This is a genomic window from Pseudomonas fuscovaginae SE-1 (assembly GCF_000364705.1).
GTDB classification, from domain to species: domain Bacteria; phylum Pseudomonadota; class Gammaproteobacteria; order Pseudomonadales; family Pseudomonadaceae; genus Aquipseudomonas; species Aquipseudomonas fuscovaginae_A.
Window position 1 is genome coordinate 1 of record NZ_AQOH01000314.1, and the last position, 416, is coordinate 416.

The 416-nt window shown below is 45.4% G+C and carries 1 protein-coding gene; it reads left to right on the plus strand.

Annotation, left to right across the window (positions count from 1 at the left end; all coding sequences use genetic code 11):
* On the plus strand, positions 1–416 hold a 416-nt coding region (locus K675_RS32560; protein ID WP_157383992.1), incomplete at both ends, for a diguanylate cyclase domain-containing protein.

Consider the following 416-nt stretch of genomic DNA (forward strand, 5'->3'; position numbering starts at 1 on the left):
AAACAGGTCAATGATACATGGGGACACATATATGGAGATCAGGTTCTTAAAGCATTTGGATACCGCTTAGATTCAGCAGCACAGAAAATTATAGAGACAGAGGAAACTGCAGTTAAGATTCATGTGGGGCACCCCTCGGGAGAGGAGTTTATTATTGCCATAGAGGCCGCTGCTAATAAAGAGAGGTTTCGAGATTGGGCCACAATCTTTAGAAAAGCAATCGCAGATGACCCACTTCCTAGCGAGAGCGAGTGGCAAATGCTTTCATTGGATAGCGTCCCCGCAGGCTTATATCCACCGCCGCTTGCAGAAAGAAGGGTTACAGCAAGTGTTGGCGTTTATTTTCACTCAGGGGTCTTACCTAAGAATAGTATCAGGGTAGTCTCAGAGTTTTTAGAAAAGTCCGATACCGCGTT